General features: G+C 48.1%; 14 protein-coding genes and 2 pseudogenes. 3 read left to right on the top strand and 13 right to left on the bottom strand.

Features of this window, described 5'->3' with window-relative positions:
- The first annotated feature begins 27 nt into the window (after positions 1-27).
- Positions 28-1257 carry a helix-turn-helix domain-containing protein gene (locus tag ACFSUF_RS08245; protein ID WP_377601947.1) on the top strand — a complete coding sequence of 410 codons (1230 nt, stop codon included), beginning with the start codon at positions 28-30 and terminating at the stop codon, positions 1255-1257.
- A gap of 166 nt (positions 1258-1423) precedes the next feature.
- Here the strand turns inward: ACFSUF_RS08245 and ACFSUF_RS08240 are convergent, their stop codons facing one another.
- From ACFSUF_RS08240 to ACFSUF_RS08185, 12 genes and pseudogenes are all read right to left on the bottom strand, one after another.
- A complete protein-coding gene (locus tag ACFSUF_RS08240; protein WP_377601946.1) occupies positions 1424-1795 on the bottom strand; it encodes a VOC family protein in 372 nt (123 codons plus the stop codon).
- 2 nt (positions 1796-1797) lie between these two features.
- A complete protein-coding gene (locus ACFSUF_RS08235; RefSeq protein ID WP_377601944.1) occupies positions 1798-2181 on the bottom strand; it encodes a MarR family winged helix-turn-helix transcriptional regulator in 384 nt (127 codons plus the stop codon).
- Positions 2182-2759: 578 nt separating this feature from the next.
- Positions 2760-5972 (bottom strand): CARDB domain-containing protein, encoded by a 3213-nt coding sequence (locus ACFSUF_RS08230; protein ID WP_377601943.1) that lies wholly within the window; start codon positions 5970-5972, stop codon positions 2760-2762.
- 175 nt (positions 5973-6147) lie between these two features.
- Complete coding sequence (locus ACFSUF_RS08225) at positions 6148-7557, bottom strand: alpha-amylase family glycosyl hydrolase (RefSeq protein ID WP_377601942.1); 1410 nt, start codon at positions 7555-7557, stop codon at positions 6148-6150.
- 10 nt (positions 7558-7567) lie between these two features.
- The gene (locus ACFSUF_RS08220) at positions 7568-8452 is read right to left on the bottom strand and encodes a carbohydrate ABC transporter permease (protein ID WP_377601941.1); all 885 of its coding nucleotides are present in this window, start codon (positions 8450-8452) and stop codon (positions 7568-7570) included.
- 16 nt (positions 8453-8468) lie between these two features.
- Positions 8469-9359: an ABC transporter permease gene (locus ACFSUF_RS08215; RefSeq protein WP_377601939.1), complete on the bottom strand. Its 891-nt coding sequence runs from the start codon at positions 9357-9359 to the stop codon at positions 8469-8471.
- A gap of 63 nt (positions 9360-9422) precedes the next feature.
- Positions 9423-11135, bottom strand: a complete 1713-nt coding sequence (locus tag ACFSUF_RS08210) for an extracellular solute-binding protein (RefSeq protein WP_377601937.1) — start codon at positions 11133-11135, stop codon at positions 9423-9425.
- A 172-nt stretch (positions 11136-11307) separates the two neighbouring features.
- Positions 11308-12675, bottom strand: a complete 1368-nt coding sequence (locus ACFSUF_RS08205) for a response regulator (RefSeq protein ID WP_377601935.1) — start codon at positions 12673-12675, stop codon at positions 11308-11310.
- Positions 12672-14267 carry a sensor histidine kinase gene (locus ACFSUF_RS08200; RefSeq protein ID WP_377601933.1) on the bottom strand — a complete coding sequence of 532 codons (1596 nt, stop codon included), beginning with the start codon at positions 14265-14267 and terminating at the stop codon, positions 12672-12674. Before ACFSUF_RS08200 ends, ACFSUF_RS08205 begins: the two co-directional genes overlap by 4 nt.
- Before the next feature lie 794 nt (positions 14268-15061).
- Positions 15062-16555 carry an ABC transporter permease/substrate-binding protein gene (locus ACFSUF_RS08195; protein WP_377603130.1) on the bottom strand — a complete coding sequence of 498 codons (1494 nt, stop codon included), beginning with the start codon at positions 16553-16555 and terminating at the stop codon, positions 15062-15064.
- A gap of 56 nt (positions 16556-16611) precedes the next feature.
- A pseudogene (locus ACFSUF_RS08190) lies at positions 16612-17331 on the bottom strand (ABC transporter ATP-binding protein); the annotation flags it as partial.
- Positions 17332-17526: 195 nt separating this feature from the next.
- Positions 17527-18936: an epoxide hydrolase family protein gene (locus ACFSUF_RS08185; protein ID WP_377601931.1), complete on the bottom strand. Its 1410-nt coding sequence runs from the start codon at positions 18934-18936 to the stop codon at positions 17527-17529.
- A 258-nt stretch (positions 18937-19194) separates the two neighbouring features.
- Between ACFSUF_RS08185 and ACFSUF_RS08180 the strand changes: the two are divergent.
- Positions 19195-19978, top strand: a pseudogene (locus ACFSUF_RS08180) (alpha/beta fold hydrolase).
- Between the two features lie 1763 nt (positions 19979-21741).
- Here the strand turns inward: ACFSUF_RS08180 and ACFSUF_RS08175 are convergent.
- Positions 21742-23634: a PAS domain S-box protein gene (locus ACFSUF_RS08175; RefSeq protein ID WP_377601929.1), complete on the bottom strand. Its 1893-nt coding sequence runs from the start codon at positions 23632-23634 to the stop codon at positions 21742-21744.
- A 583-nt stretch (positions 23635-24217) separates the two neighbouring features.
- On the opposite strand from ACFSUF_RS08175, the gene ACFSUF_RS08170 reads away from it, so the two are divergent.
- Positions 24218-25246 (top strand): ketoacyl-ACP synthase III, encoded by a 1029-nt coding sequence (locus ACFSUF_RS08170; protein WP_377601927.1) that lies wholly within the window; start codon positions 24218-24220, stop codon positions 25244-25246.
- The last annotated feature ends 11 nt before the right edge of the window (positions 25247-25257 follow it).

Raw genomic sequence — 25257 nt, 5'->3', positions numbered from 1 at the left:
CAATTACAAAATATAGGAGAATCGCCTATGCACGAGGGAAAAATCATCAAATATTACCGTGAAAAAGCTGGTTTAACACAAAGCCAACTGGGAGAAGGCATATGCTCAGACACTCATATTAGTAAAATAGAACGAGGACTGACCGACTACTCTCCGGAAATTACCCGGCTGCTTTCTCAGCGTTTAGGCATCGATATCCCGCAAGAACTGTGCCGCGCCATCCAAATCAAACAGCGGTTGCTGCGTTGGCAGGAAACCATTGTCATGCACCAAATGAATGAGATGGATGAGATTCATCACGAATTAAAGCATATGACCCTGCTCCGGATTTCAGATTACAAAATGATGTACCAGCTGCTGCTGGCCCGTTATGAACTCATGCGGAACAATCCGGATTCGGCCTATCGAATCATGAAGGAGCTTCAGAAGCTTCAATCCACTCTCCCGCCTTATGAAAACAATCTGCTAAAACATGTCTGGGGACTCTACTATTTGTCCAAGCAAGACTATGTGCAAGCGATCTCCACGCTTAACCAAATCACGGAGTTGGATTATCCCAATCCTGAATACTTCTATCATTTAGCGGTGGCCTATCATATGGTTCAATCGCAAATTATGTGTTACTACTACGCTGAAAAATCACTGAAGTATTTTAAGGAAATGAACTACTTTCTAAGAGGAATCGACGCCGAGATGCTGATGCTCATTCAGCTGAAGGACGAGGAAAATCTAGAGTTTCGGGATTCCATTGAGAGGTTCCATAATCTGCTGCAAAGCTGTGACATGTGTCATGCACCCGACCGGAAAGCAAAAGTATTGCATAACCTCGCTTATGAATACTACAGAAGGAAGGAATACGAGTCCGCCAGCCGCTACTACCAGCAATCAATGGAGCTAAAAAACAAGTTGACCGGCCCCTATCTTCTCTCATTGGAAGGGTATATCCGCAGCAGTCTGGAAGGAAATCTGATCCCTCGTGAGGATCTATCCCCTCTCATCTCTGATGGACTAAGTATAGCCACGAAATTGAAAGAGTCATTGTATATCGTTCTGTTCAACTTGCTGAAGCATTTTATTCAGGATGAGGAAGAGGCTTACCATGAGTACTTGCAGCACAAAGCCTTACCTATGTATCGCCAACAGGGATATACGTATTTGGTGATACGGTCGGAGAAAGAACTTTTCAGCTATTATGTAAACCGAAACCAGCTTGCACAGGCGTTAGAAATTGCAGCTTGTTTGATTACTCCAAAATAGAAGAGTTGGTAATACAACCTGTTAACCCAACCACCTTCCCAAACATCACGGCTGATTGAAGAAGTTTGTCCTTTAGTTGGAAAAGGCTGCAGATCGTCGGATCTGCAGCCTTTATTGTAATTATGCTATCGTCTATCGAAATTAAGGGTAGTTCGATTTCTCTGTATTAAGTTCGATAAAAGGACAGCACCCAGCACACACCGTTTCGGTCGGTAACGATGGCCAGCAGTCCATGAAACGGAGCTTCGTACACTTCTGTATTAACAGTTCCGCCAGCCGCAAATTCTCCGTAGATCCTTCGGAACGCTTCCTCCGTCTCGATTCTCAAGAAAACTCTCACGTAATCACCTTTCAGTACCGGCTTCGCTGCTTGAGTATCGGCAAACTTAAGGGTTGCCCCCTCTACATGCAGGTCCGCGTTAAGAACCTCTTCCCCTTGCTTTCGCAGAATGGTAATTTCGCCGCCAAAAACGCTTTGATAGTACTTGATTTCGTCTTTGCAGTTCTCCACAACGATAAACGGATTGGCTATCATCATCTCTACATCTCCTCCGACTCGCTCAGATTGTGTAGCATGGTTTTCAGCAGGCTTACCAACAAGTCATACTCCTCATCGGTAATGCCCTTCCGGGTTTTGTTCTTGACGCGGCCCAGCGCTTCCTGTACCTTCGGCACCACCTCACGCCCTGATTCTGTCAGGTAGAGCAGTTGATAGCGGTTGTCGGCGGGATTGGCTTCCCTCCGAACGTATCCTTCTGCCTCCAGCTTGGCAATCGCCTTGGCGGCAGTTGTCTTGTCAATGAGGAGCTTCTCGCTTAGCGCCTTCTGCGTAATTGGCTGCTGAAAAGCAATCGCCATCAGAAAAATATACTGTCCGCTTCCGATTCGATATGGCGCCAGCTCGGCTGAGATCAATATCTGCATGTGGCGATAGATGGCTGAGATGTATTGGCCGTGCGATTCCGTTATGTCCTTATCATTTTGCCTCCCATGCTCGTTCAGTTTACTTCCCCCTTAAATAGGATGTTATTGCAACTAATTTTATGTCATATAGGGTGCTATTGCAACTATTATTTTGTAAAATTTGTCCAAATTATCGGATTTCAAATATGACGCCGTCTTGTAGAATAAAAAATCCGCATGACAAAAAGCAGGGAACTGACCGCAACAAGGGGTTCCCGGCCTCCGAAATTGGAAATGAAATTATTACATTATGACACCACTCATTACCAGTGAGTGGCTTCAGCAATCCTGAGAGAATGAAGATCACATAGCTTGATTTATCAAGGGACATTTTCACAATTGCTGGTATTGAAAATCGCCGAGCAAAGCTAAATATCCCCCTTTAATTACAGACATTCCCGTTACCGACGGTTCTTGTGCCATCGGCTTCTACTCCAATGCTCCCCAAGGAGTATGGGCATCTTTTGATAATGTACAGTTCTTGGAACAATGATCATAGAAACCCCCGATCCTGCCGGATCGGGGGTTTCCATGTTTTGTTACCAATTGTTGCCGGAACCCGTTACAGTAAAGCTCGCTGAATCATTTTTAAACTTGCCGGAAGGAGCGACATTAACCGTATTATTGTTGAACGCCGCGGAACCGTTGGCCGAGCCTCTTATATACACGCCGTAAGTACCTGAATTGTTCATCGTATTGGACGTATAGTTCACTGCTGCACTGGAACTTGGCTCTTCGATAAATACGCCTGAATAGGTGCTGCTGTCAATGAGATTGTTGCTGACGTTGATCGTAAGTCCTTGTACAAGGCCGTTATGGTTGACCCAGTACCCCCACACTGCACCGATCTGGTATCCATAATCATGATGGTAGGAGCCGCAGCGCACAAGCTTGTTATTCGTAATATTCAACGTTCCTGTAAAAGCCGATGGCGCGTGATTTGTGCCGAACTGAATACCGGAACCGTTATCCACCGTATCCATGATGAGATTGTTGCTTACCGTGTTATTTTTGCCTCCATAAATGCCGATCCCGTTCGCAAGGTTCGGGATTTGTACCGTATTATAGCGGAACGTAACGTCTTCCACCGTACCTGTGCCGCCATTCAACGACTTGGACCACATGGCCATGCCGTCGTCGCCGTTATTGCGGAAGCTGCTTTGCTCCACAATGCTAGATTTCGCGCCACCGTTCAGGTTAATGCCGTCCGCCCACGTATCTCTGATCCGGCAGCCGGTAACAAGCGCATTAGCCGTTCCCTCGTTCAACCAAAAGCCGACCTTCGTATGCTGAATCCACAAATTTCTGAATGTAGAATTCAGCGCGTTTCCTTCCACCCCGGCGATACCCGATGCATTCGACCGGTACGTCTCCTCCGCCTTGATCGTGAAATCCGAGAGCGTCACATTACCGCCCTGCAACATAAATCCAGCATAAGCGCCCTGAAGAGTAGACCTCCACATACCCGCCCCCTTCACAGAAACTCCGCTTGGAAGCCTGATTTTGGTTGCGCCTCTTGTTCCATTTTTGAAATCGAAAGTACCCTCCGGGATCCAGACACCTTTAACTGTAGTTCCATTCACAGCCGTAATCGCAGACGTCATCGCTGCCGTATCGTCGGCGCCGTCATTGGCAGCCGCCCCGTAATTTGTTATCGATACATAATCCGACGGCTTGGCAAGCGCTGCAGGCACCGCTTCCGTTTCAATCAAGTCAATGAGGATATAGGTTGACCCGGAAGGATTCGTATCGTTAGCGTCCCACTGGAGCTTCAGCTTCGTACCGGCAGCATACTGCTGTCCCAACAGCACACGGGTTTCATCAAAATATCTGTGATGGTTAATCCCCGGCGTATTCGACCATTGCATTTCGCCGCCGTCCGAACCGTACTGGCCGTATTGATGGGTATACCTGTTAGTCAAAGTAACATCCGCAGTATGGACCGAGTTCATGTACAAGCTTATATTCTGTGAAATATCCGAACCTGTTGCGCTGTCCGGCATCGAGTATCTCACTACAATGCCTTGCGCGGGATTTGCCAGCGTCAATTCCACAGATTGGCCGACAGCCAGCCTTACCGCTTTCCTTCCGGACGCTTCCGATTCCGCTGTAGTCCAGGTTGTGTTCGGGCCCGTTACCGATCCGCCCGAAATCGTTGCATTCTCGGCCTCATAACTGTCATAAGGCACGGTTGCGCCATAAGTTTGGACCGCCCCGATTGTGAGGCTTTCGCTAAATCCGTTGTTGGCTTCATCCAGCTCGCTGATAAGCGATGTCTCATCAACGACCGCAGTAATCGTATGAATTCCGTTTACCCCTGTCCACGATCCTGAGTTTTGTGTCAGGGTCACGGAAGCGCCCGCCGCGATGGATGTGGTGTAATTGAGCACAGAACTCGCCTTGGTACCGTTTACATAAAAAGCAACCTGGACCGATGTTCCCGCCGCTGTAGCTGCCGTTCCCTGATTTTTCACCACCGCGCTGAAAGTCACCGCATTTCCGGCCGCGGGTGCTGACGGGGACCAAGAAATATCCGTCACGACTAAATCAGGCTTGCTCGGCACACTCACGGCAACGCTTTCTTCGAGTGTATTGTTGTTGTCGTTGGATTCTGTAATCCTGTTTAGGTCATCGACAAAAGCTCTGACGGTCTGGGTGCCGGAGACGGCTGTCCACGAAGCTTTAGAATTAGGGCCTCCATTGGCCGTAACCGTTACGGAGCCGCCTGGAGCAATGGAGCTCGTATAATTGTCGCTCCAATTGACAGTAGTCCCGTTAATGGAGAACACAACCCCATGGATTGTATTGGCAGGAGTGGCTGCCGTACCCTGATTTTTGATAACGGCTTTAAAGGTAACTTCATTTCCGGTCTGGGGAGAAGCCGGCGTCCATGAGATGTCTGTTACTGCCAGGTCCGATGTACCGACCCCGGTCCCCATTGTTATCGTTTCTTCTAATGTATTGTTGGAATCGTTCGATTCCCCAATCCGGTTAATATCGTCAACAAAAGCTCTCACCGTATGCGAACCTGCTGCTGCTGTCCAGGAAGCTTTGGACCCGGGACCACCGGAAGCGGTTACTGTGACGGATGAGCCTGCAGGTATGGATGACGTATAGGTATCGCTCCAGCTTACGGAAGTGCCGTCCACCGAAAATAACACCCCATGCACCTTCCCTGCCGGTGATGCCGCGGTTCCCTGGTTTTTGACGACGGCGCTGAAGGTGACTTCATTGCCCGTCTGGGGTGACGCCGGTGTCCACGTGATGTCCGTTACTACTAAATCCGGAGTGCCTGCGCCGCCCGGGGTGAAACTTTGATTCAAGGTGTTGTTGCTTTCATTCGACTCGCCAATCCGGTTCACATCGTCCACATAAGCGGTTACGGTATGTGTTCCAGCTGTAGCTGTCCAAGAAGCCTTGGCATTGGGGCCGCCGGTAGCGGTTACCGTTACGGATGCACCAGCCGCAATGGATGCGGTGTGGTTATCGCTCCAGCTTACGGAAGTGCCGTTCACCGAAAACAAGACGCCGTGTACTGCACCAGCCGGGCTTGGGTCGGCTCCCTGATTTTTAATCGTGGCGCTGAAAGTAATTTCATTACCGGCAGCAGGGTTTGCAGGAGTCCAACTGATGCCTGTTACTACGAGGTCCGGCCCTCCTGCCGCTTTCACTTCGTACGGAACCATTCCCAGCTGGGAAACAATGAGAGCCAGGGCCATCAACAATACAACATAACTGTTTTTCATACGCATCAATATGCCTCCTTCGAATATAAGCCGAAACTATCCAACAAAAACATACTTTCATATCGCCGGAAAATCTGAGCTCTTTGAGAAATCACCTCCTTCGTAAAATCAATTCACCAGAATTGTAACCGCATTCATTTTTATCTATTAATGAAGCCCGGATCATACCGGACTCCTTTGTTCACTTTGTGTAAATCAAATACTCCCAAGGCTTTAAATCCACTGGCTGCTCTGTCTGCATTTCCGCCGCTGTCTGTGAAGGAAACAGCTTATAGCTGCCTGCCATGTCAGCCATAGAAACGGAACTCTTCACCGCCTCACCGGATAAATTCATGACCACAACTACCGTATTGCTGCCCTTCGTTCTCTCAAAAGCAAGAATGCGCTTGTCGCCGACGCCCAGCGAACGAAATGGACCTCCTGCCGATCCGTTCCACAATGCCTCGTTCTCATGCTTCAGCCGGATGAGGTCCTGGTACAACGGAGTCATCGAAAGATTGTCCCAAGAGATTTCATCCTTTTCAAAAAAAGCGAGCCTCTTGTTCAATCCGGCCTCCTGGCCCGAATAGATCAAAGGCATGCCCGGCAAAGTGAAACTCAGGGCCGCCATCGGTTTTACGGCATCCTTCAGCCTCTCGAATTCGGTCCCCACCCAGGAATTCTCATCATGGTTGGACGTGAAATTCAAAGGGTAGGCGCCTTGAGGATACGTGGTCTCGAACCGGTCTCCGTATTTCTGAATTTGCTCCGCATTCCCCAGCCCTTTGGCAATCCGGTTCATCATGTGATATACTTGCCAGCCGTAATTGGAATGGAAAGCTTTGGTCAACAAGCCGATTTGTTGATCGTCTTCCGCCAGCAAGTACACCGGTTTGATCTCCTCAAGCTCCGTCCGCACTTTTTCCCAGAAGGCCTTAGGCACGCCCCCGGCATAATCGCAGCGGTAGCCGTCGATTCCATATTCCGAAACCCAATATTTCATGGCATCCAGCATGGCTGCCTGCATATCGGAATTTTCATAGTTCAGATCCGCAACATCCGCCCAATTCGTGCCGGCGGGCTGCACAATCTTCCCGGTTTCGTCCGTTGTATGCCAGCCCGGATTCTCCGTCCAAGGATGGTCCCAACCTGTATGATTGGCAACCCAATCCAAAATGACCTTAAAGCCCATCTCATGCGCCTTCTCCACCAAGCTCCGGAAATCTTCCGCTGTTCCGAATTCGGAGTTCACCTTTTTATAATCCTGAACCGCGTAGTAGGAACCTAAGCTTCCGATCCGGTTTTTCTCGGAAATCGGGTGGATAGGCATGAGCCATAACATATCAACGCCCAGTTCCTTGAGCCGCGGCAGATGCGCTTCGAACGCCTTGAACGTCCCTTCTTTCGTGTATTGGCGGACATTCACTTCGTACATGACCGCTTTATTCGACCATTCCGGCACAGTAACTCCCTTCTTGGCTCCCTGCTGCTGTTTCTGCACAGCCGGTGACTGGTCCGCCTGCGGCTTTGACCCGCTGCAGCCTGTCAAGCCTGCCAAACTGACTAAGCAAATTGAGAGAGACCATGCCAGCATGTAGTTTGTCCGTTTCATCCTGCACCTTCTACCCTTTCACGGAACCTAAGGTGATTCCTTTGACGAAATATTTTTGGAAAAACGGATAGATAATCAATAAAGGAAGCATGGAAATGAAAATTTTGGCCGCATTCAGCGTCTGATTGGATAGGACCGTCATTTGTTTGACCGTCTCCTCATTCATTTTCGTGGGATCGATCACCACCGCAACTTGCCGGATGTAGGATTGCAGCGGATACATATCGGATTTATTCATCAGGACGAGCGCCTGAAAAAATTCGTTCCAGTGGTACACGATCGTAAATACGAGAACGGTAGCCAGCACCGGCATCGCCAACGGCAGGAAGATGCGGAACAAAATCCGCCACGGGCCGGCCCCGTCCATCAATGCGGATTCCTCCAGCTCTTTCGGCATATTCCGGAAATAATTCATCACCAGGATCACGTTGAATACAGGCAGTCCGCCGCCGAGCACCAATCCCCAGATGCTGTTGATCATGCCCAGCGATTTCATGGTCAGGTACCAAGGCACCAGTCCTCCATTGAAAAGCATCGCAAACACGAGCAGCCACATAATGATGTTTCTGGGTTTAAACTCTTTTGCAGTTTTGGAGAGCGGATAGGCCATCAGCAAGATGACAAAAAAGGAAATCGCAGCCCCGTACGCCACTCTTTGCACGGAAATGAAGAACGAATTGAGAAAGTGGCCGTCCTGCACGATCGTCTCATACGAACCCAGCGTGAATCCTTTAGGCCATAAAAATACCTGCCCCGCCGATGCTGCAGCCTTATCGCTCAATGAAATGGCTAACGTATACCAGACCGGCAGCAAGCATAACAGCATCATTGCGAGGAGCAGCGCGACATTCAATCCGTTAAAGAGTCTGGTAATTGCCGAACGCTCGGTAATCATATACTTTCATCCTTTGCTAGAAAATTCTGTAGTTCGCAAACCGGTAAGCCAAGCCGTACGAAACCGCAATAAGGACGAATCCGACAACCGATTTCAATAAACCCACCGCCGTTGCCAGCCCATACTGCATATCAATCAGTCCTGCCCGGTATACCCAAGTATCAATAATATCGCCCGTGGAATAGACGGTCGGGTTATACAAGTTAAAAATTTGATCGAATCCCGCATTCAGAATATTGCCCATGCTTAACGTGGCAAGAAGAACGGCAACAGGCAGGATGCTTGGAAGCGTGATACGGGTCAGTCGCTTCCACTGAGAAGCACCGTCGATCGCGGCAGCTTCGTACATTTCCGGGTTAATGGAGGTCAGGGCCGCGAAGAAAATAATCGCATTAAAGCCGAATTCCTTCCAAATATCGCTTCCGACAACCAACACGGGAAAGAGCTGCGCGTTTGCGAAAAACAATCCTTTTTCGATCCCGAAGACTGACAACAGCTGATTCACAGGACCTGAATAAGCGAAAATATCCAGCATCATCCCCGCCACAATGACCCACGATAAAAAATGAGGAAGATACACCACGGTTTGAATCGTCCGCGTAAACACTCGATTCCTAACTTCGTTCAACATCAGCGCAAACACTAGGGGAACGATCAGATTACCCGCCATTTTGGCAAAGGCAATCAGGATCGTATTCCGGAAAATGATCTTGCTGTCGTCCAGCTCAAACATATACTCAAAGTTTTCCAACCCGATCCAGGGAGACTTTAGTATTCCGACGCCAGGATTAAAATCTTTAAAAGCCGCCAAAATCCCGTACATAGGAAACAGATTATAAAAGAACAGCCAGATCAGTCCGGGCAGAAGCATAAAATAATAATGTTTGGCAAAGCCTTTTGTCTGCATCCCTTTATTTCCCCTATCCGAAAGTCAAGACGAGTAGCAGATACCCGTCTTGACCGCTTTGATCTATTTTAATTCGTTAACTTCTTCCGTAATCTTATCTCCGCCCTGGTCGTTCCATTTCTGGACGAAGGTGTCAAATGCGCTCAACTCTTCGCTGCCCATAATGATTTTCAGGAACGTTTCGTCTTCCAGCTTCTTCAGGTTGGTCCAGCGGGATTCCATCGTTTTCGTTTGCGCTGTCGCAATACTCCGCACCCAGTTGATGTCCGCATCGACGAAGGTCGATCCGCCGTTCAAATGTGCATAAATATGGGTGAAAAATCCTTCATCAGCCTTTTGGTCGAAGTATTGGATGTCATAATTGTCAAAAGGTTCTTTTTTGATGGCTGCCGCATGTTTCGCCATTTCATATGCCCAGCCGTAGTTCGCCTGGTCGAAGTCTTCCAGCTTCATCTCGCCCTTCAGGAATTTGCGCAGGGAATTTACCGCATACTCCAATTGGTCGCCTGCGCCGAGGATCAGGAACAGCGGCACTTCTTGTGAAGTCATTTGCTTGCCTTCTGTCAATTTGCTGAACTCTTCGTCTTTTCCCCACTTATGGATCGAGGTCATCTTGATCACAGCTTCCGGGTGTTTCGCTTCCTTGCTTACCACGATAAAGCTGCTTCCGGTAGCCTGGTTCGAGTTGAATTTTCCTGCAGCGTCAACTGGTGCGGCATAAGGTCTCCAGTTTGCCTTCGGATCGTTCTTAATGTTATCCGGGATATTATTATAAGCGGACCACCAAGGTCCGAAGAAAATACCCGCCTGACCGCTCGCAACGACTTCCGCCGTGCTTTTCCGCACACCCAGTTCCTTGTCCAAAATTCCTTTTGCATACAGATCTCTCATCATGCCAAGCGCCCGCTTCGTCTCCGCCGTAGTGGATCCGTAGACTGCGTTGCCGTCCTTATCCTTTATCCAGATGCCGGGGTAGGCATTGTTAGCGAAGAAAATAGGCGAGAAATTGTACCAGTGGTCTGTGGAATTCAGGAATGTGGAATACAGCGAACCTCCCTGTTGAGTTCCTACGATTCCGATCGTTTTCTCCCCGCCCATTTTGTTATCAATGAACGCTTTGGCGATGTTCTCAAGATCCTGCAGCGTTTTCGGCGGCTGTAAGCCAAGTTTGTCTAACCAGTCTTTGCGGATCCACGTCATAGGCGCGGAAGGCAGCGTCGTTTCCGGAAGGGCATACAGCTTTCCGTCGAATGTTACGCTGTCGAGCAGGCCTGGGTTGGAATCGTAAACCGCCTTCAATTCAGGGCTTGCGTACTTGTTGTACACTTCGTTCAAATCCGCCAGCTGGCCCGCCTTGACCATCTGTCTAAGCTGGGTTTCATTAACGACCATCGCATCAGGCAGATCGTTGCTGGAGATCGAGAGGCTGACTTTTTGCTGGTAGTCCGTGCCTTGAGCCGCTTCCCATGCATGTTTGACTTCGATGTTGAATCTATCTTTCAGCCATTTCGTATAGACGTTCTCTTCCGCCGTATCCGTACCGTCGAACTTGTAGTTAGGATCGATCGCTCTGCCGATAGACACTTCTACCGGTTCAGTGAACTTCCCGAACGGGTCAATGACTTCTTCCTCCGCCGGCGCTGAGGTACCGTTGTTGCCGCCTTGGGCATTATTTCCGGTATTCGCCGCCTGATTGTTACCGTTATTGTTGCTGCAAGCGGCCAAGCTGCTAAATACCAGCACCAAAGCCATCATTAGAAATACAAACCTTTTCATCTTGCTCCCCCTCATAAACGAATCGTCTTTGTGACAATCCCAATATATCACGCTTCCGCCTTCCCTCTGGATAGAGCCCCATTTCGGATAAGGTAGATAAATTTCCGCAGCATAAAGAATGCGTACGAAAAATGTCTACCCCTTTTTCGTACGCACATCTAACCTGCTTGGGTCAATCGTTGTCCGTGATCTGGATTTGCCGGAACTCGCTTGGCAGCACTCCGGTATGATCCCGGAACAGACGGCTGAAATACTTTTCATCGTTGTACCCGATTTGCTCCGCGATCCATTGGATCGTTTTCGTTGTCGTTCTCAAATATTCCTTGGCTCTCTCCATCCGGATATCCCTCACGTAATCCGTATAGGTTTGTCCTGCATACTGCTTAAAGCATTGGCTGAAATAGCTGCTGCTCATATTGACCATATGGGCGATCTCGGCCGCTGGAATCGGTTCGCTTACTTTCGTTTGCGCCAAATTCATCGCTTTTATGATACTGTTCTGGATCTCTTTGGAAAATAACGGCTTTGCATTCGCTGCGCCGATCCGTTCCCGGACCTCCCTGAGCCATTCCTCAAACCGATACCAGCTGGAAAAGAAATCTTCGACCAGGATCGGTTCAGGCAAAACTTGCTGATACAGCCTGTTCCACTCGTCCGTAAGCGAGTAGAACATACGTGCCAGCCGGATCGGCGGCATTCTGTACGACTTCAGTTCTGCTGCCATCGACTCATATGTTTCCGTGTCATAAATCCAATCCGCGGCCGCCCACCTTGCTTTGATGTGCTCTATGCCGAAACGCCCTTCCGCCTTTTCGCGCTGCGCCAGTTCCCCTGCATCCACTACAAGATAAGGCCCTGCCGGATCGTATTCGTAAAACAACCCGCTTTTTCTATAGGATCTCATCAGCTGCATCAACGTCTTGCGGTCCATGCGGGATATATTCCGGAAACAGACGAGCGCGGTGTCGGGCTCCGGCGAGTAAGGACGCGCCAGCCCGCCGCTCCAATACCACATCCCGGGTTCCGCTTCAACAGCCTGATCCGGTAAGGGATAATCTCCTTTCGACTCCTCTGTAAGCGAAGAGAGAGAATACAAAACAAACCGCTCTTCCTCCGCTCCCCATTCATTCTCCTGTACTATGGAGAGTTTCAGGCCTTCTTTTTGCCCCATGAGCGTTCTGATTCTTCCCAATACTTCCTCAAACTGCTCTCTTTCCAGCTGAACTTTGGCAATATAATCGATGGCGCCCAACCTTAACGCTTCCTGGACGTACTCAAAATCCTGGTGCAGCGTAAGCACAACGATTTGAATGTGCGGATATTCCGCCCGGACGATTCTCATCAGTTCAATGCCGGACATAACAGGCATCGACAAGTCTGTAATGAGGAGGTCCACTTTCGTTTCCTGAATCAGCTTAAGGGCGTTCTCCCCGTTATTGGCCTCGCCGATGATTTCCATGCCGAACTCCTTCCACGGCATCGAAGAAGCCAGCCCTTTTCGCACCAGTTTATCATCGTCTACAATCAACACGCGAATCACAGGTTTTGTTCACCTCCGGTTATTGGAAGACGCAGCTGTACCATCGTCCCGGCTCCAGGCTCACTTTTGATTTCCATGGCTGCTGTCTCCCCGTACGTAGCGTAAAGAATGCGTTTTACATATTTCATGCCGATCCCCATTCCCACTTTGTGGCTTTCCTTCGCGTCATCGTCGAGCAGCCGATCGATCATCTCCTGCTGCATGCCTGCTCCGTTATCCTGAATCGTAACCAGCAGTTCCTGCTCCTTCCATTCCACGCCCGCATAAATATAACCGTCGTCGCTAACGCCATGGTACAGGGCATTTTCCACGATCGGCTGCAGGAGAAAACGGGGACACGGAATCAGTAATGCTTTTTCGTCCACGTCCATGTCTACATCAAACTGAAAATCATAGCGGATCTGCTGCAGCTGCAAATATTCTTTCAGCGCTTCAATTTCATCTCCGATGGTGGAGGTTTCGCCCATTTTTCCTAAATTGTAATGCAGCAGTTTGTTCAAGGAGAGCACCAGCCTGTCGATTTCTTTCTGCCCGTTCATCAAAGCAAGCCAGTGCACCGTATCCAATGTATTCATGAGAAAATGGGGATTAATCTGGTACAAGAGCTTTTCCACCTCCAGATCCGCCCTCCGCTTCTCCTTCACCTCAATCTCTTCGTACAGCGACCAAATCTTCCCCTTCATCCTTCGCGTCTGATACAGCAAATAATCAAATTCCGGGATATGCGTAACTTCAACAGGTTCTTCCGGATGGGAGTCAACGAGCGACTTGATTTCTTTGTGAAACTTATCGAGCGGCCGGTACACCATTTTCCATAACACCCAGGAGAAAAAGGTGGCAACGAACAGGAAAGCCAGAAAAATTACCGTTATTTGAACCAGCCAGCGGTTTCGCTCCCGGTTCAATTCTTTCTCCGGCGTGACCGAGACGATACTCCAGCCTTGATTGCTCTGCTCCCTGTTCCAGAAATAATCGCCGTGAATGCCCGACTTTGCGTTTGAAGCGAGCTGGCTGAAGGAGACATTCTCAGGAAAAGCTTCCGGCACTTCACTGAAGGCAATCCGGCCCTTATTGTCCAATATCAGCAGCCGGCGGGAACTGTCTTTCCGATTTTGCGGCGCGAACAGCGATTGAATCGCATTGCGGCCTGTTTCGATATATAAATAGGCGTTCTGCTCTTGTAGATTGACTTTCCGCATAATGCTGAACACGTACTGATTGATAGAACCATTGTAACTTTTATAGGGACCGTAATAGGTAATCTCGGGATATTCGGCCATTACCGGAAGGCGTTCCGGCTTGAACGTTCCCCTCACCCGGAAGTTTTCAAAGTTGTAAGTGCCTTGACCGGCATCATAATACATCAGTAAGCCCACATTCGGATTGGAAAAAGAAATCACGTTGAGCTCCGTCTTGATCTCGTTCATGATTCGCAGCCTTTCGTATGGTTCGCTCTCCGCCTGGAGCTGTTCCAGAAGCCGATTGGTCCCTCCGCCGTAAGCCAATTGCTGGGAAACATGGTTCAGGTTATTGATGGCATTCTCGAGCGTGGTCAAATCCTGCTTTAAATTGCTTTGAAGCGCGTTTTCCACTTTATTTCCGATAATGGAGTCGATGGTGTAAAAAGATATAAACCCGAGACAAATAAACGGCGTTAAACTGCTGATCAGAAAAATCCATATAATCCTGTTTTTAAAGGTTACATTTTTGAGAGTTAGCCAGTTCGTCTTCGTAAGTAACCCATCCCTTCTAATTTCTGTTTATATCGATCTGCTGACATATAAGAGCTTCCCACTCTAATGATAGCCGGAAACGGGAAAAAGGGAATGAGAGATTTTGCTTGAAATAGGTGGGAGGATTTTTTCATAGATTCAGAGGAAGATTTAATTTGTGATTTTAATGAAGTTCTGCCGTTTCCGGAGAGTTTCCTAACTTGCTAACATTGACAGTTGAATTAAACTATTTTTTATATATTTATGCATACTAATGTATATTCTCTGAATATCTGACCGTTTATTATCTCAAACACTGCAAATGTTCTCAACAAATTTGAAAAATTGAAGGAATCCTTGTTACCATTCTTTTCAACCTGTTAAAGCATTTTATTCTGGATGAGGAAGAGTCTTACCATGATTACTTGCAGCACACAGCATTACCCATGTATCGCCAACAGGGTTATACGTATCTGGTGAAACGGTCGGAGAAAGAACTGCAATTATGTAAAACGAAATCAGCTTGCACAGGCGTTAGAAATTGCTGCTTCTTTGATGACTCGAAAATAGGAACGCCGGTAATAAGAGCAGTTACTCTTTAAGAAGTTTGTGCTCTAGTTGAATCAAGGCTGCATGCTATCAGGCCTTTGGACCTGCTGCGAACGTTCGTAACTTTATGGAAGAAGGCCTGCCTGCATCAAAAAATCCCTGGCCGCTTGTTCCGCGGATCTTCCTTTCACGTTGACCTCATAATTCATTCTGCTCATCTCTTCATTCGTAATATGATCTGCGAGCTTATTCAGAATACGTCCAAGTTCCGGGTACTTCTCCAGCGTTTCCTTCTTCAAGAGCGGTGCTCCTTGATAAGGCGGGAACAGCTTCTTATCGTCTTCCAATGTAATCATGTTATACTGCTGCAGTTCGCTGTCCGTTGAATAGGCATCCACAAGGTTGACGTCACCGGATTGAACTGCGCTGTATCGCACCTTCGGCTCCATCGTTTTCAGATTGGCAAGCCGCAGGCCGTATAGTTTTTGCAGCCCGAGGTACCCGTCTTCCCGATCGGAAAATTCCAGGGTAAAGCCTGCCCGGATTTCCGAAGACACCCTACCCAAATCGGAAATGGTTTTAAGTTTAAATGTCTCCGCCAGAGATTTTGGTACAGCTAGAGCATATGTATTGTTATATTTCATCGGTTGCATCAGGACCATCCGGTTCGTGCGAAGAATCCCTTTTCGCGCCTGCTCGTAAACTTCCTCACTATTCGTGCTTACAGCTTTTTCTTTCAGGAAGGTAGATACGATCGTACCTGTAAACTCCGGATAAATGTCAATGTCCCCGGATTGAAGCGCGCTGAACACAAAAGACGTTTTTCCTAAGCCAGGCTTTAATTCTACTTTCAAATCGGACTCTTGTTCTATAAGCAGCTTATACATGTTGATCAAAATTTCAGGCTCCGAGCCCAGCTTTCCTCCGATTACAAGGTTTCCTCCGCCTCCTGCTCCCCGGAAAAGCGGAAACACGACGAGTGCAGCGGCAATCAAGGCGACGCCGAAGACGCGCCAAAGGCGAATGCCTGAATTCCGTTCAACGAACCGGAGAACGGCGTCGAACCCAATGGCAAGCAGAGCAACCGGCACGGCGCCAAGGATAATCAAGTCGTGGTTGTTTCTGTCAATGCCAAGTAAAATAAGCGTACCCAGTCCCCCCGCTCCGATGAGCGCGGCAATGGTGGTGGTACCGATAATAAGCACCATGGCGTTGCGGATGCCTGACATGATAAACGGCATGGCGATCGGCAGTTCTACACGCCACAGCCGCTGCCACCCGCTCATTCCCATCGCATGGGAAGCCTCAATCAAATTCGGATCAATCTGCCGAATGCCGGTGTATGTGTTCCGCAATATCGGCAGCAGCGCATAAACACAAAGCGCGATCACGGCGGGTGTTTTGCCGATCCCTACCAAGGGAATGAGCAAACCCAGCAAGGCTAAGGAAGGGATCGTTTGCAGAACCGCTGATATTCCGATAATGCCTTCAGCCCAGCGGGGATGCCTTGTCCCATAGATGGCGATCGGCACTGCGATAAACACGGCAATAAGCAGCGCAATCAAGGAAATTTGGAGATGTTCGAATATCGCGGCAAGAAGTTCGGCTCTGCGGTCCATAAAGAGTTGAATCAACGGATATCCCCCCTGTCCGAATCGTCCGATCCCGTTCCCAAAGCGGAACCGACAAAATGCCGGACAAACTCCGTTGCCGGGCTTTGGATTAACTCCTCTGCGGGGCCGACTTGAACGATGTTGCCTTCCTGAAGCAAACAGATCCGGTCTCCAAGCTTGACGGCTTCTTTCATGTCGTGCGTCACGAATACGATCGTTTTGGAGATGCTTTTCTGCAATTCCTTCATATCCTGCTGAAGCTGCTCTCTTGTGAGCGGATCCAATGCGCTGAATGGCTCGTCCATAAGGATAATTTCGGGATTTGCTGCCAATGCCCTGACAACGCCTATTCGCTGCTGCTGTCCGCCAGACAGCTCAGCTGGCCTTCGGTTTCTGAAAACGGAAGGATCCAACCCAACCATCGCGAGAAGTTCGCTTACCCTTGCACGAATTTCCTTCCTATTCCAGCCGAGAAGCTCCGGCACAATTGAAATATTCTCCTCAACAGTCATATGTGGAAACAAAGCGATGGATTGGAGGACGTACCCGATATTCCATCTCAGCTCGTGGAGGTTATACTCGTGAACGGGCTTGTCATGCAGGAAGATCGTACCCGAAGTCGGCTCGATCAGCCGGTTGATCATTTTGAGCAGGGTGGTCTTCCCCGATCCGCTGGGACCGATCAGTACAAAAAACTCCCCTTTTTCAATAGTCAAGGTTACTCATCGTACAGCGGGCGATTGCTCAGAATACTTTTTCGTTACTTGCTCAAAGCGGATCATGCACTTCCCACCCCCAAATATTGCTTATTCTATATAGTAACCATTTCCTCATTTCTGCCTTCAAAAAGATTTAACTACACTCCATTGCAATCAAGAAAAGGCGACCTCTTCCCGATGTTGTTCTGAGGCAAGGCTCATTCGACGGTACCCTGGAGGCATAAATAAAGGCGGCTGCCGAAGCAACCGCCATCCTCTTTAACGCAGCGTCCTGAAGGTCGCGCGAATTTCTTCCGCCAAATATCTTGGCTGCTCCCATGCCGCGAAGTGCCCGCCTTTTGGAAGCTTATTGTAATGTATAAGTTTCGGATACGCCTTTTGTGACCAGCTTTTCGGCGCTTCATACATCTCGTCTGGAAATACGCTGACGCCTGTTGGAAGCTGAACTCCCTTAACGGCGAAGAAGGAAATGTTCTTTTCCTTTGCTTCCCAATACAAACGAGACGCGGATACTGCTGTTTTCGTCAACCAGAAGAGCGTGATATTGTCGAGGACATCATCTCTGGTTAAACCTGTTCGTTTTCCGGCAAAAGCCCTCGAAATCAATTCAAGGCTCTTTGCATCATGGTCGATCATAAAGGCTGCCAATCCAACAGGGGAATCCTCTAAAGCGGTTAACGTCTGTGGCCGCGTTCCCATCAAGAAGGCGTAGCCGCTGTGTTTATAGAAAAACCTCAGCTGCTTAACAGTCCGCCTTTCCTCTGATGATAGCCCCGAAGGGATCGGATTTTTCGTTTGGGACTGGACTGCAATATCAATATCCTTCGGAACTACGCCAGGCATATTAGTGTGAATCCCGATGAGTCCCGGCGCCTTCTGCACCGCCATCATATCGGCGATCAACGCTCCCCAGTCCCCGCCCTGTGCCACATATTTTGAATAGCCTAGCCGATTCATCAGCTTCGCCCAGGTTTTTGCTATGTGCTCGGGGCCCCAGCCGGTCGTTGCCGGTTTCTCCGAGAATCCATATCCGGGCATAGATGGAATCACGACGTCAAACGCATCGGATGCCTTCCCGCCGTAGGCGGTAGGATTCGTCAGCGGATCGATCAGCTTCAGCTGTTCGATGATCGATCCCGGCCATCCATGCATAATCAGGAGCGGCATTGCATTGGGGTGTTTCGATTTTACTTGAATATAGTGAATATCCAACCCGTCGATATTCATCATGTATTGCGGCAAGGAGTTCAGCCTTGCTTCCACTTTGCGCCAATCGTAATTATTGGCCCAATATTTCGCAACTCTTTGAATGGTTTCAAGCGGTACGCCCTGAGATTGGTCGGATACGGTCTCCTTATCCGGCCACCTTGTTGCAAGGATCCGTTGACGCAGGTCGGCTAGAGCTGCATCCGGAAAATGAACTTGAATTTTACGGATATCTGCGTTTTTTGTTGGTTGTTCACTTATGACAGATTCATTGTTGCTTGCCTTTGTTACCTTATTGGGTTGATTCGCTGACTGTGTCTTGACGCCCTGTTCTTTGCCGGCGCCTTGCGATTCATTGCCTTTCTTTGCATCGTTGGTGCCGCCGCATGCCGATAATGTAAAAGAAATAAGCAAGATAATCGACATGATCAACGGGAATCGAAGCATGGTTCTGATGTTCATTAGGTGGAGCTCCTTTCTGGAATGGACTAGTTATAGATTCCATTTGAAAGGAGGTTTTTATTCCCATTATTTTATTAGATTTTGGCAATGTTTCCCCCAAGCCGGGTTTCATGCAAAAAAGCCCCGGTATTGTTAGTATCGATCCTTCGAATTGCTGTTCCATCGACTGAGAATCTGCCGTAACTTAAACGTCTTGTTCCTGCTTGCGGGCTCATATAATTCAGGTATGAATCCAATAAACGACGAAGAGGTGTAACAATGGGGTATTACGTAACGGGTGGAAGCAGGCGTTAAAGTTTATGTGGAGGATATCAATCCCCGCGGCAGGAAAACGTTATTTTTTATCCATGGATGGCCCTTGAATCACAAGCAGTTTGAATATCAGTATAACGTTCTGCCAGGCATGGGGTACCGGGTCATAGCAATGGATTGGAGGGGTTACGGTAAGTCCGACAAGCCTTACACAGGTTACTCCTTCAACAGGCTGTCCGACGACGTATATGCGATTTTCCAAGCTTTGAAGCTGCAAAATGTGACTCTTATCGGACATTCCACAGGAAGCGCCATAAGCATCCGCTATTCTACCCGTTATAGGAACTACGGGGTTTCCAACATGATTCTGGCAAGTGCCGCCTCACCCACGGCCTTTACGCAGGAGACAGCCAATGATGCGATCAACATGATTATGAATGACCGCCCTAGATACCTGAGCACCCTGCCTGACGCTTTCTTTTTTCAATACGCTTCTCAGCCGCTTCAAGAATGGTTTTTCGATTTGGGATTAGAAGCCGCTGGATATTCTACCATTGCCATTGCCAGAACATTACGGGACGAAAATCTGTACGATGACCTGCCGAAAGTGGATCTTCCTACTGTGCTTGTTCATGGTATCCATGATAAGGTGATACCGTTCTCCCAAGCTCAGGAAACGCAACGCTTGATTCGCGGCTCGGTCCTGATTCCATTTGAATACAGCGGTCATGCACCTTTTTATGATGAGCGCGACCGGTTCAACCAAGTTATAGCGCAGTATGCTAAATAAGGTCATCCATAGGTTTACTTACACAAGAACAGCAGCTCTCCTGTCGTACAGGGAAGCTGCTGTTTCCTTTTCCTTGAAAGGCCTTTAAACATGTTGAGGGCTCTTTAACGCTTACGTTGATAGCACTCTCGTTCTAAAATGTCATGAAAGGACTTTTAGAAAAAGAGCATGAAAAGCTCTAGAAGCACTAGGCTGAACAAACCTTAGAGAGGGGAATAGTCATCATAATACAATAAACTAAACTCGATTTTATTTTAGTGGTATTAGTGTCTATTATGGATTCACCTGTGTAATTTGGCATATTGAAATAGCAGCATCTACTAATGAACCTCCTCCTAAATCCAATTGTCCATAAACAATTCCAAGTCCCGTTCTTTCTACGTTAAAATTTTCCGCCATTGAGCCAGTATTACTCCGAAAATTAACTGTTGTATTAATAAGAGTATCAAATACCTCTCTAAGAGGTCTTTCACGACAATCACATTCGCCCGGGAAATCCATAGGAGTATCTAACTCGATTTCAGGACCAGGTGCAAAGAGGACTGCATGCACATCTGCAATGCTGACTATAGAGGTTGTATTAGTCTCTTCGTCTATTACCGTAATCCTGCTGGTCCTGGAACTCCTGATGGCCCTTGCGGTCCAGCTGATCCTGGAACTCCTGAAGGCCCTGCTGCGCCAATTGCTCCTGCAAGCCCTGCTATTCCTTGAGGTCCCAAGGCTCCCGCAATTCCTTCGGGACCAAGCGGGCCTATTGCTCCTATAAGTCCAGCAACTCCTAGGGGTCCAAGAGCTCCAGCCAGTCCTTCTGGGCCAAGTGCGCCGATTGCTCCTGCAAGCCCTGCACCTCCTTGCGGTCCAAGAGCTCTAGCGAGTCTTTCTTGGCCGAGTGCGCCAATTGCTCCTGCAAGGACTTCAAGTCCTTGGGGTCCAAGTGCAGCTGCAAGTCCTTGAGTTCCTACCTCTGCGATGGCTCCCCCAAGTCCTTGAAGTAACTTTTGACCTGTTGGACCTGTAGGTGAGGTTACCCGCACTATTCTTTTAATAACTCGAATACAGCGTTTCTTTTGTTTGCCCTTTGATGGGCAAACAATTACTGATTTCTTTTTACACCGTTTCTTTTTATCCCTATGCTGATCTGTTGATTTATGAGATCCTGTTCGTTCATTGGGGCATGTTTCTCGCACCATTGTAGTACCTCGAAAGCGCCGTTTTCTTTCTCTCTTTGATGGACAAACAATTATTGTTTTCTTTTTACACTGTTTCTGTTTATCCGGACAACTCAACAACGACACCTCCCCATATGATGTTCAGTGTACGTGAGTTGTCTTCATTAGGCATGGACAAATAGCCGTCTATTGGCTAGACAAAAACTATTTCCAGAAAATCAGGTTAACGTACAGTGCTTCTTCTGTAGCCCCCTATACCCCACACTTTAACAATTAATCATTATATATTTTTAGAACAGGGACAACTCATACATCCCTAATTAACCCAAGTCACATTTGTGTCTTTTATTATATATCTGCCAATCCACGGTAAGCGTCAAAGAAAACCCATGTATATTCTCTGTATATATATCATGGATATCCACAGATGATTGCTGATACGGGGGCCACGGGTAGCATGTAGTGCTTAAAAACGGCCTTATCTTAATCTAAGTACTAACTTTATTTTCTTTATGCAATATACAAAATAAAAAACCATTGCTCTAGGCAATGGTTATTCTGTGAATTCTTCGGTCATTCTGTTTAGAATTCACTTTACAAATTTTTATACTGTCTCAGAATTTTATTTAAGTCTTCCCGTTTTACTGGCTTGCTGACGTAGTCATGCATTCCTGCTTCCATGCATTTCTCACGGTCACCTTTCAAAGCGTTAGCAGTTACAGCCACAATTCTGGGGCAGTTTCCGGGTTCCAACTTTTCTTTGATGATCCTTGTCGCTTCCAGACCATTAATAATGGGCATATGGATGTCCATAAAAATTAAATCAAAGTGTTCTTTTAGCGCCATTTCAATCACTTCTTTGCCGTTTACCGCCACAGAAACCTTGTGACCCATCTTTTCAAGCATTTTTTTAAGCACTAGGGTGTTGATTGGGTTATCCTCAGCAATCAGAATGCTGGCTTGTTCTAAAGCTTCGTATAGAAATTCCCCGGGTTCTTCTACCTGATCTGCTACTTTTTCGTTTAGCCGAATTGTGAAATGAAAGGAGGCGCCATTTTTACCGTCGCTTTCAGCATGGATCTCTCCACCCATCAACTCTACAATACGTCTGCTTATAGAAAGGCCTAAACCGGTTCCCTCATGTTTACGCGTCATAAAGCTGTCAATTTGAGAAAATGGTTCAAAAATTTCTTCAAGCCGCTGCGGTGGAATTCCAATGCCTGTATCCTTTATCGTAAACTTAAGGTACGGTTGCTCCCCTTTTATTTTCTTAGTAGATATGGTTACCTTCCCACTCGGTGTAAATTTTACCGCATTGCCCAGCAGATTGATAAGCACCTGTTTTAGCCGATCGGCATCTCCGTAAATGTAATCCGGCAAATCATGATTGATCGAATAGGAAAGCTCCAGGTTCTTTTCGTCTGCCTGGGCGGACACGACCGAAATGCTGTCCTTAATACAATTCCTCAGATCAAATAGTTCTTCTTTCAACTCACTTCTTCCTGACTCTATCTTTGCAAGGTCAAGAATATCATTGATAATGGCAAGAAGGGTTTCCCCGCTTTTGCGGATGATTTCTAAATACACTTTATACTCTTCATCTAAATCTGCATCTGATAAAAGGTCTGTCATGCCAATTACACCATTCATCGGCGTCCGGATTTCATGGCTCACCATAGCCAGAAATTCGCTCTTGGCTTTGTTAGTGGCTTCCGCCATTTCCTTTGCCAGTACCAGCTGCTTTTGTTCTGAAATGTCTTTGCAGATGAGATAAAAACCAATGTTTTGCCGGTTTACAAAGATTGGTGCGATACTTGTGAGTACTTCTACAGTATCACCCTCTTTTGTAACAAGAGTGTCTATGCCTCGCTCTACCGAATTGTCATGAAGAGCATCTTCCAAAATACGGTCCACATTAGACTGTCCGATAAGGTTGGCAAGTTCCATACCGATTAGTTCTTTATTGATGTCGTATCCAGTCAGTTTCTCAGCCATTGAGTTTGCATTGATCACTCTGCCCTCTAAATCAAAAGAAACCACGGCATCGTGGTTATATTTCTTAAGCGAAGTATAGCGTTCTACAGATTCTTGCAGCCGCTGTTCGGAATCCTTCTGATGTGAGATATCGATGATTTGGGCGATGTAATACAGAGGGTTTCCTGCTTCATCTGGAAATAACCTGATGGTAAGAAGTGTCCATACCACCTTACCATCTTTTCTGTAAAAGCGTTTTTCCAACTGCAATTCTGTTTTGCTTTCACCCATCATTTTTTTGAGATCGTCTATGTTTGTGAGTGGCTCATTCGGATAGGAGAAACATCCGAATCGCTTTCCCTCAAATTCTTCTTTTGTATATCCAAATATCCGCTCCATGGCAGGGTTAATGGTTAAAAACAATCCATCTGGTGCAATGAGCGCGATGCCAAATGAAGCATATTCAAATACCTGTGCATTGAAGGAATTCTGGTCTAAGTTAACGCGATGCATGAGTGACCCCCAAATTCTATCGTGGTGTGTGTTTCCAGTTGCGCCATGAAGGAAATAAGCACATTAAATTTATTATTAACCATTTTCTACGACTTGTGAATCATCTTCAGTGTTGTTCCCTTTCTCCAATATATGGTTATTTTATTCTTAATTGGTATTATTTATATTTTTTCACAATACAAAAGCTTCTCAACCTGCCCTTTTATATTCTTGGCAGCATCCAAGTCTCCTTTTTTTGACTATCGTTCTTACTATGACCCGTTGAGTACTTCCATCGTACCGAGGCGCTCTTTTTTATGCAAAGCTCGTAATTAACGCTCTACAGGAATGCTATCGTGCCCCGTTAACCAAAGCCTACTTATAATCTAAACTAACCGACTGCCTCAGATTTATTGAATAAATATACAAAGTTATGTATATTCTCTGTATATCTGACCGTTTACTATCTCAAACTCTGCAAATCTTCTCAACAATTCTGACACCACTTGCCCCTTGACATGTGCCCTCCTATACTATAAATTAGTACCAGATACTAATACAAAGTACTAATATTAAACTTCACTTATAAAAAGGAGCGATCCCCATGCCAAACGAAGCCCGGCCAGCAACAGCAGCAACTATGTATCACGCGAACATCACTGCCATCGGAACGTACCGTCCGGAGAAGGTGCTGACCAACGCCGACCTGGAGGCATTGGTCGAGACAACGGACGAGTGGATTGTGCAGCGCACCGGGATCCGGGAACGGCGCATTGCGCGGCCTGATGAGTTTACGAGTGATTTATGCGCTGCGGCTGTCAGGGATATGGTCGGGCGGTATGCCGTAGAGGTGGCGGATGTGGATTACATCATCGCCTGCACCGCTACGCCCGACTATCCGTTTCCCGGCGTTTCGGCGCGGCTGCAGCACGCGCTGGGCATCGCCAAAGCGGGCGCGGTGGACGTGAACGCCACGTGCGCCGGGTTCGTGTACGGCCTGCAGCTCGCGAACGCGCTGGTGGCCTCGGGCATGTACCGCAAGGTGCTTGTAGCGGCTGGAGATACGTTATCGAAGATTACGGATTATACCGACCGCACCACGTGCATCTTGTTCGGGGACGGGGCCGGCGCGGTGCTTGTGGAGCGCGGGCCGGAAGCCAGCTTCCTTGCCTTCAACGCCGACTCGGACGGCAGCGGGGGCAAGCACGTGTACCGCGCCGGCCTGGCTGCGGCGATGGACGGGGTCGAACTGGAGGGGAACGGCTGCTTCGTGCAAAACGGCCGCGAGGTGTACAAGTGGGCGGTATCCACGGTACCGAACGGCATGGCGGAGCTGGCAGCATCTGCCGGCCTCACGCTGGCCGACATCGACTGGTTCGCGCCGCACAGCGCCAACCTGCGCATGATCGAATCGATCTGCGAGCGGAGCGGCGTACCGCTCGCGAAAACGCTGTACTCCCTCGAGTACAGCGGCAACACCTCCTCGGCCACCATCCCGCTGTCGCTGGATGCTGCCGTGAAAGACGGCCGTCTCGCCGCAGGCCAGACCCTGCTGCTTTACGGCTTCGGCGGCGGCCTCGTGCAGGCCGGCGCGCTAATGAAATGGAACCCGCTCGCTCCCCTAAGGGAGTAAGCGGGTTCTAT

Source organism: Paenibacillus gansuensis, from assembly GCF_042684925.1.
GTDB lineage: Bacteria > Bacillota > Bacilli > Paenibacillales > DY6 > Paenibacillus_N > Paenibacillus_N gansuensis.
Note: the sequence above shows the minus strand (reverse complement) of the source record. Positions and strands in the feature narration are given on the sequence as shown.

Coding starts and splice junctions, on each gene's coding strand:
- ACFSUF_RS08235 (WP_377601944.1), bottom strand. CDS start 2,181: ATGCAGATATTGATCTCAGCCGAGCTGGCGCCATATCGAATCGGAAGC.
- ACFSUF_RS08230 (WP_377601943.1), bottom strand. CDS start 5,972: ATGCGTATGAAAAACAGTTATGTTGTATTGTTGATGGCCCTGGCTCTC.
- ACFSUF_RS08195 (WP_377603130.1), bottom strand. CDS start 16,555: ATGGACCGCAGAGCCGAACTTCTTGCCGCGATATTCGAACATCTCCAA.
- ACFSUF_RS08170 (WP_377601927.1), top strand. CDS start 24,218: ATGCCAAACGAAGCCCGGCCAGCAACAGCAGCAACTATGTATCACGCG.
- ACFSUF_RS08175 (WP_377601929.1), bottom strand. CDS start 23,634: ATGCATCGCGTTAACTTAGACCAGAATTCCTTCAATGCACAGGTATTT.
- ACFSUF_RS08220 (WP_377601941.1), bottom strand. CDS start 8,452: ATGATTACCGAGCGTTCGGCAATTACCAGACTCTTTAACGGATTGAAT.
- ACFSUF_RS08245 (WP_377601947.1), top strand. CDS start 28: ATGCACGAGGGAAAAATCATCAAATATTACCGTGAAAAAGCTGGTTTA.
- ACFSUF_RS08225 (WP_377601942.1), bottom strand. CDS start 7,557: ATGAAACGGACAAACTACATGCTGGCATGGTCTCTCTCAATTTGCTTA.
- ACFSUF_RS08185 (WP_377601931.1), bottom strand. CDS start 18,936: ATGAACATCAGAACCATGCTTCGATTCCCGTTGATCATGTCGATTATC.
- ACFSUF_RS08240 (WP_377601946.1), bottom strand. CDS start 1,795: ATGATGATAGCCAATCCGTTTATCGTTGTGGAGAACTGCAAAGACGAA.
- ACFSUF_RS08215 (WP_377601939.1), bottom strand. CDS start 9,359: ATGCAGACAAAAGGCTTTGCCAAACATTATTATTTTATGCTTCTGCCC.
- ACFSUF_RS08210 (WP_377601937.1), bottom strand. CDS start 11,135: ATGAAAAGGTTTGTATTTCTAATGATGGCTTTGGTGCTGGTATTTAGC.